Raw genomic sequence first — 6207 nt, 5'->3', positions numbered from 1 at the left:
CTGTTGGGGTATCGCCAAGCGGTAAGGCAGCGGGTTTTGATCTCGCCATCCCTAGGTTCGAATCCTAGTACCCCAGCCATTTTTCTGTTCTCTTCCACATCAGTGGTCGATAACAAACGGCTATGTAGCTCAGTTGGTTAGAGCATCGCACTCATAATGCGGGGGTCACAGGTTCGAATCCCGTCATAGCCACCATTAATATTGCGGAAGTGGCGAAATTGGTAGACGCACCAGATTTAGGTTCTGGCGCCCTAGGCGTGAGAGTTCGAGTCTCTCCTTCCGCACCATTAATAGCAGTACCAAACAGACCAGCTCACGCTGGTTTTTTTGTATCTGGCATTTGCCTCTCCCCAGTTTTTCTCTCGCTCCTCTATTAACCCATCTCCACGTTAATTCCCGTCCACATCACTCTTCACTGATTCCGAGCACGCCTTGCCACTCTTGTCTCCCGGCCATAAAAAAGCGGCCCGCAGGCCGCTGGTGCACACATTCATCATCCCGGTTATCAGAACGGGAAGAACCAGGGGATCGCTACCACGCTCACCGCCATCACCAACAGGGTGAATGGCACCCCGATACGGATAAAATCGGCAAACTTGTAGTTGCCCGGCCCCAGCACCAAGGTATTCACCGGTGACGAGACCGGCGTCATAAAAGCGGCCGAGGCGGCGATGGCAATGGTCATGGCAAACGGATAGGGTGATACCCCCATCTGCTGGGCCGTGCCCAGCGCAATGGGCGCCATCAGCACTGCGGTGGCGGTGTTGGAGATAAAGAGCCCGATCACCGCGCAGAGGGCAAACAGGCTGGCCAGCATGACCCGCGGCCCCATCTCCCCTACCGCATTGATCAGACCACCGACGATCAGATCCACCCCGCCGGTTTTTTGCAGCGCCAGCGCGAAGGGGAGCATACCGACGATGAGGATCAGGGTCGGCCAGTGGATCGACTTGTAGGCACTCTCCATATCGATGCAGCGAAACTTGCCCATCAGCAGGCAGGCGATAAGCGCGGCAATCACATTGGGCACCGGATCGGTCACCATCAGCAGGATCATCACTCCAAGACAAAAGAGGGCATGGATCGCCTGACTGCGGGCGGGGGCCATCTCGTCCACTTCGGCGGGCAGCCCCATCAGCAGAAAGTCGCGGCTATGGGTCTGCAACTGTCTGATGTGGCTCCAGTTCCCTACCACCAGCAGGGTATCCCCCATCTGCAGCGGCTCGTCTACCAGCTTGCCTGCCAGTGCCTCACCGTCGCGGCGCAGCCCCACCACGCTCAGGCCATAGCTGGAGCGGAAGGTCACCTCACGCACGCTTTTACCCAGCAGCTTGGACTCGGGGATCAGCGACACCTCGGCCATCCCCACCTCCCGCGCCTGATCGGAGAAATACTCCCCGCGCAGGATCATGGGTTCGAGCCGCGCCTCGCTGCAAAACGCCCGCACATCCACCTCGGGGTCTGACATGTCGATCAGCAGCACATCCTTGGCCTGGAACTCACTTATCCCCGACACCGGCACCATCACCCGGCGAAACTTGCGCCAGCGCTCCACCCCGATGACGTGGGCACCATAACGGGCACGCAGTTGCAGCTCGTCCAGGGTGTGACCAATCAGCGGGGAGTCAGGCCGCAGCGCCAGACGACGGGCCCGACCGGCCAGTCGGTAGTCTCGGATGAGATCGCGCAGGGTGCGGCGCCCGGTCGGCTTGCCTTTGCCCTCTTCCCCTTCACCCACCAGGGAGCCGCGCACCAGCAGCATGTAGAGGATGCCCAGCCCCAGGATCAGCACGCCCATGGGGGTGAAATCGAAGAACCCGAAACCATGTATGCCGTGGCGCATCAGCTCGCTGTTGACCACCATGTTGGGGGGCGTGGCCACCAGCGTCATCATGCCGCTGATAAGCCCGGCAAAACCGAGGGGCATCATCAGGCGACCAGCCGGGATCCCCATCCGGTTCGCCACGCTCAGCACCACAGGGATAAAGATGGCCACCACCCCGGTGCTGCTCATCACAGCCCCCAGACTCGCCACCGCCACCATCAGCAGCACCAGCAGCTTGGTCTCGCTGCTGCCCGCCACCTTCACCAGCGCATCCCCCACCTGATAGGCGATGCCGGTGCGCACCAGCCCCTCACCAACCACAAACAGGGCGGCAATCAGGATAACGTTGGGATCGCTAAAGCCCGCCAGCGCCTCCGGCAGGGTGAGGGTGCCGCTCAGCACGAAGAGGATAATGATCAACAGGGCGACCACGTCCATGCGCACCTTGTTGGTCATAAAGAGATAGATGGCGCCAGCCAGCAGACAGAGCACCCAAACAAGCTCGGAATTCAATGCAACCTCCTTTTATCACGTGATTCTCCTCCCGGAGAGTGGACTCTATCAGACCACAGCAATGGCGCTATCATCTTGCTACATATCAATAAAGTCCGGCCCGCCGGGGCCCCATAACCCATCACTGCTGGAATAACCGGGCAGCAGCGGCGATTTCTTTGATATGGGCCAAGCCCGGGGCGGACAAAAGTCCTGCCCCTCCTCCCCCTCACCCCTTAGAATGGCGCCCTCGCATACTAACCCTCATGCCCAAGGATCAGAAAATGAGCATATTCGAGCTGTTCAGCATCAATAACACGCTAGTGACCATCCCGCTGGGTGGCGGCTATGCCATGTCATGGATTGAAGCCATCGGCACCCTGTTTGGTCTGGCCTGTATCTGGTTCGCCAGTCAGGAGAAGACCATCAACTACCTGTTCGGTCTGATCAACGTCAGCCTGTTTGCCATCATCTTCTTCCAGATCCAGCTCTACGGGCTGTTGCTGCTGCAGCTGTTCTTCTTCTGCGCCAACGTCTACGGCTGGTACGCCTGGACCCGCCCCGCCAACGAGCAAGGGGATACCCTGCAGATCCGCTGGCTCAGCAGATCCAAACTGATGGTGACCGCCGCCGTGAGCGTGCTGGCCATCGCCCTGCTGACCCGCTATATCGACCCGGTCTTCGCCACCCTGGCACGCGCCTCGGTCTCCCTGCTCAACCTGTTTGGTGCCAACCTTGCCACCCCCGAGCCCTCCCCCGACGCCTTCCCGTTCTGGGATGCCAGCATGACGGTGCTATCGGTCGTCGCCCAGATCCTGATGACCCGCAAATACGTGGAGAACTGGATCCTCTGGGTCGTCATCAACATCATCAGCATCGGTGTCTATGCCGCGCAGGGCGTTTACGCCATGTCGCTGGAGTACCTGATCCTGCTGTTTATCGCCGCCAACGGCACTCGCCTCTGGGTGATTGCCGCCAAGCGCCAGCCACAAGGTCTGTAAGCCATGAGTCTGTTACCCCATCTCCAGTGCCGCCCCGACCAGATTGCCGAGCGGGTGGTACTGTGCGGCGACCCGGCCCGGGTCGATCGCATCGCCAGCCAGCTCGAACAGTGTGAAGTGCTGGGGCAAAACCGGGAGTTTCGCCTCATCAACGGCCACTATCAGGGGCTGCCCATCACGGTCTGCAGCACCGGCATCGGCGGCGCCTCGGCCATCATAGCGCTGGAGGAGCTGGTGCAAGCCGGTGCCCACTCGCTTATTCGGGTCGGCTCCGCCGGTGCCCTGCAACACGACATCGGTCTTGGCGATCTTATCGTGGTGGAAGGGGCGGTACGCAATGAAGGGGCCTCACAGGCCTATCTGCCCGCCGAGTACCCCGCCTGCGCCGATATCTGGCTGCAAGCGGCCCTGCTCAACCATGTGGCGACCGGCAGTCAGCCTCATTGGCACGGGCTGGTGCGCTCCCACGACAGCTTCTATCGGGATGATGAGCAGGAGGTGTGCCGCTACTGGCATGCCCGTGGTGTGCTCGGCGCTGACATGGAGACCGCCTCCCTGTTGACCGTGGGTCGCCTGCGCAAGGTGCGGGTCGCCGCAGTGCTCTGCAACGTGGTGCTGTTCGAGCAGGATGTGCAACAAGGGGTAGCGGATTACGCTAGCGCCGAACAGGCGATGATGACCGGTGAGCAGCACGCCATCGCGGCCGCCCTCCACGCTCTGGTGCAATAAAGCGCAAACCGTTAACTGCGGCACATCCGCTACCGTGCGGGCTGGTATCCGGCCCGCACTCTTGCTAGCCTCATGGCCCTCGTCATCCGGTGCGACAGGCAAGTCATGCAGCAACAGCCCTACCCCCTCGGCCGTTTTCACGCCGAACTCCAGCAGCTTGAACCCCGCTTTGCCGCGGCGCTCGACGCCTGCACCCTGTTTCTGCGCCGTTACCTGCCGGGCGAATTGATCATGCGCCAGGGGGAGCAGAGCGAGCAACTCTATCTGGTCGAACATGGCCGGGTCTCCCTCAACAGCACAGTGCACTCGGGCCGCCGCTTCCAACTCGGCGAGATTGAGTGTCACAGCCAGATCTTCGGCGAAATGGAGTTCTTCAGCGCCACCCCGGTGCAGTGGAACGTGGTGGCCGAGACCGAGCTGGATGCCAGGGTCATCTGTGCCCACAAGCTGGCCCAGCGGCTGCTGGCCGAACCCGAGCTGACCCTGTTCTTTGCCGCCGCGCTTGCCAGCGACTATCTCGACACCCTGGAGATCACCACCAGCCGGCTGCTCCACCCCATCGCCTACAACATCGCCTATGAGCTGTGGCGTGAGCGCCAGCGCACTCCGATGCTGGGATCGCGCAAACGGGCCCACGAGGCGGCGCGCTTTGGCACCACAGAGCGGGTTTACCGCCGCGCCCTCAAGGAGCTGATCGAACAGGGCATTGTTGCCGACGGCAGCGACGGCCCCGTTATCGCCGATCTGGCCAGGCTGCGCGCCTATCTCGATCTTTGATTTCCATTCACCTCATTTCGATTCACCCTGTCAGGAGTCACCATGTCTGCCCATCCCTATCCCGAATTCACCTTCTTCAGCCGCTTCGTTGCCGATATTCAGGCGGGCCGCAAGACCATCACCATCCGCGACGAGAGCGAGGCCAACTGGCAGCCCGGCCAGCGGCTGGCGCTGTTCACCAACCCGGAACACCAGCCCTTTGGCAACATTGAGGTGCTCTCGGTCAAGGCGGTCGCCTTCGATGAACTGAATGACGAGCACGCCCGTCAGGAGAACATGACCCTCCCCGAGCTCAAACAGGTGATCCGCGAGATCTACCCCGATCTGCCGCCGCTCTATGTGATTGAATTCGTGCTGATTGAAGCCTGATTTTGTGAGCTGCCTCAGCTAACGCCGGTTGCGCTCTTTGGCTAAAAGCGCAAAATAACTGTTTTTATATACAGCAATTGGTGCGTTATGGATACACAACTTGAACCGGCCATTGCGGCCATGGTGGCAGAATTCATTGCCGCAGGCCGCCCCAAGGCGAGCAGCCTGAGCTGGCAGGAGCGGCGTGAAGGCTATCTTGCTTCAGCCATATTGGGTGGTGAACAGGAGGAGGTTGGCGCTGTCGAAGAGTGGCAAAACGGCCATTATTCCGTTCGCCTTTATCAGCCAGCGTCCACCTCAAGTGCAAGCCGTCCGGCCCTGATCTACTTTCATGGCGGCTGTTTTGTCAGCGGTGAGTTCGACACTCACGACCGCCAGATGCGGATGCTGTGCAATCGCGCCAAAGCACTGGTGTTCGCGGTACATACCCGCCTTGCACCCGAACACACCTATCCTGCAGGACACGACGACGCACTGGCTGCTACGCTCGCCATCATGGCCGATGTGGAGAAATGGCATGGGGATCCGGCAAGGATTGTCCTTGCGGGAGACAGTGCCGGCGGCCACCTCGCCCTGATCACCACCTTGCGACTCAAGGAGCGAGGGGCCCCCTTGCCTGCCGCCCAACTGCTCATCTATCCGATGCTCGATGCTGCGGGCAACAGTGACAGCTATCGGCAGCTAGGGGATGACTACCTCATCACCCGCGACATGCTGTTAAGCGGTTTTCACGCCTATCTGGGGGAGCAGCCCGTCACTCATCCCGAAGCCAGCCCTCTCCACCATCCGGACCTGTCAGGATTACCGCCGACCCATATCGTAACGGCGGAATATGATCCGCTGCGCGATGAGGGGGAAGCCTTCTATCGCAAACTGCTGCAAGCCGGTGTCACGGCTACCTGTCAGCGGCAACTGGGTGTTATACACGGCTTTTTCCAACTGGCCGGAGTCAGTCCCGCTGCGCGTCAGCTCATCGAACAGCTCTCACTGCTTATCAGGAGACTCTGATTTGGC

Annotated in this window: 6 protein-coding genes and 3 tRNA genes; 8 read left to right on the top strand and 1 reads right to left on the bottom strand. The window is 60.5% G+C overall.

Features of this window, described 5'->3' with window-relative positions:
* The first annotated feature begins 4 nt into the window (after positions 1-4).
* From AB5Y76_RS04705 to AB5Y76_RS04695, 3 genes are all read left to right on the top strand, one after another.
* A tRNA-Gln gene (locus AB5Y76_RS04705) sits at positions 5-79 on the top strand.
* Between the two features lie 39 nt (positions 80-118).
* Positions 119-195, top strand: a tRNA-Met gene (locus AB5Y76_RS04700).
* A gap of 8 nt (positions 196-203) precedes the next feature.
* Positions 204-287, top strand: a tRNA-Leu gene (locus tag AB5Y76_RS04695).
* A 218-nt stretch (positions 288-505) separates the two neighbouring features.
* On the opposite strand, the gene AB5Y76_RS04690 is transcribed toward AB5Y76_RS04695, so the two are convergent.
* Positions 506-2338, bottom strand: a complete 1833-nt coding sequence (locus AB5Y76_RS04690; RefSeq protein WP_047437932.1) for an SLC13 family permease — start codon at positions 2336-2338, stop codon at positions 506-508.
* Positions 2339-2601: 263 nt separating this feature from the next.
* On the opposite strand from AB5Y76_RS04690, the gene pnuC reads away from it, so the two are divergent.
* The 5 genes from pnuC to AB5Y76_RS04665 all read left to right on the top strand — a co-directional run bounded on the left by pnuC (position 2602) and on the right by AB5Y76_RS04665 (position 6201).
* On the top strand, positions 2602-3318 hold the full coding sequence (pnuC, locus tag AB5Y76_RS04685) for a nicotinamide riboside transporter PnuC (protein ID WP_263716905.1): 717 nt from the start codon (positions 2602-2604) through the stop codon (positions 3316-3318).
* A 3-nt stretch (positions 3319-3321) separates the two neighbouring features.
* Complete coding sequence (locus AB5Y76_RS04680) at positions 3322-4047, top strand: nucleoside phosphorylase (RefSeq protein ID WP_167573464.1); 726 nt, start codon at positions 3322-3324, stop codon at positions 4045-4047.
* A 105-nt stretch (positions 4048-4152) separates the two neighbouring features.
* Positions 4153-4824, top strand: coding sequence for a Crp/Fnr family transcriptional regulator (locus AB5Y76_RS04675; RefSeq protein WP_139733356.1), 672 nt, complete (start codon positions 4153-4155; stop codon positions 4822-4824).
* A gap of 42 nt (positions 4825-4866) precedes the next feature.
* Positions 4867-5193, top strand: coding sequence for a N(4)-acetylcytidine aminohydrolase (gene yqfB, locus AB5Y76_RS04670; RefSeq protein WP_263716906.1), 327 nt, complete (start codon positions 4867-4869; stop codon positions 5191-5193).
* An 87-nt stretch (positions 5194-5280) separates the two neighbouring features.
* Positions 5281-6201, top strand: a complete 921-nt coding sequence (locus AB5Y76_RS04665) for an alpha/beta hydrolase (RefSeq protein WP_263716907.1) — start codon at positions 5281-5283, stop codon at positions 6199-6201.
* Positions 6202-6207 lie beyond the last annotated feature (6 nt).

Source organism: Aeromonas sp. R1-2 (assembly GCF_040908505.1).
GTDB classification, from domain to species: Bacteria; Pseudomonadota; Gammaproteobacteria; order Enterobacterales; family Aeromonadaceae; genus Aeromonas; species Aeromonas veronii.
Note: the sequence above shows the minus strand (reverse complement) of the source record. Positions and strands in the feature narration are given on the sequence as shown.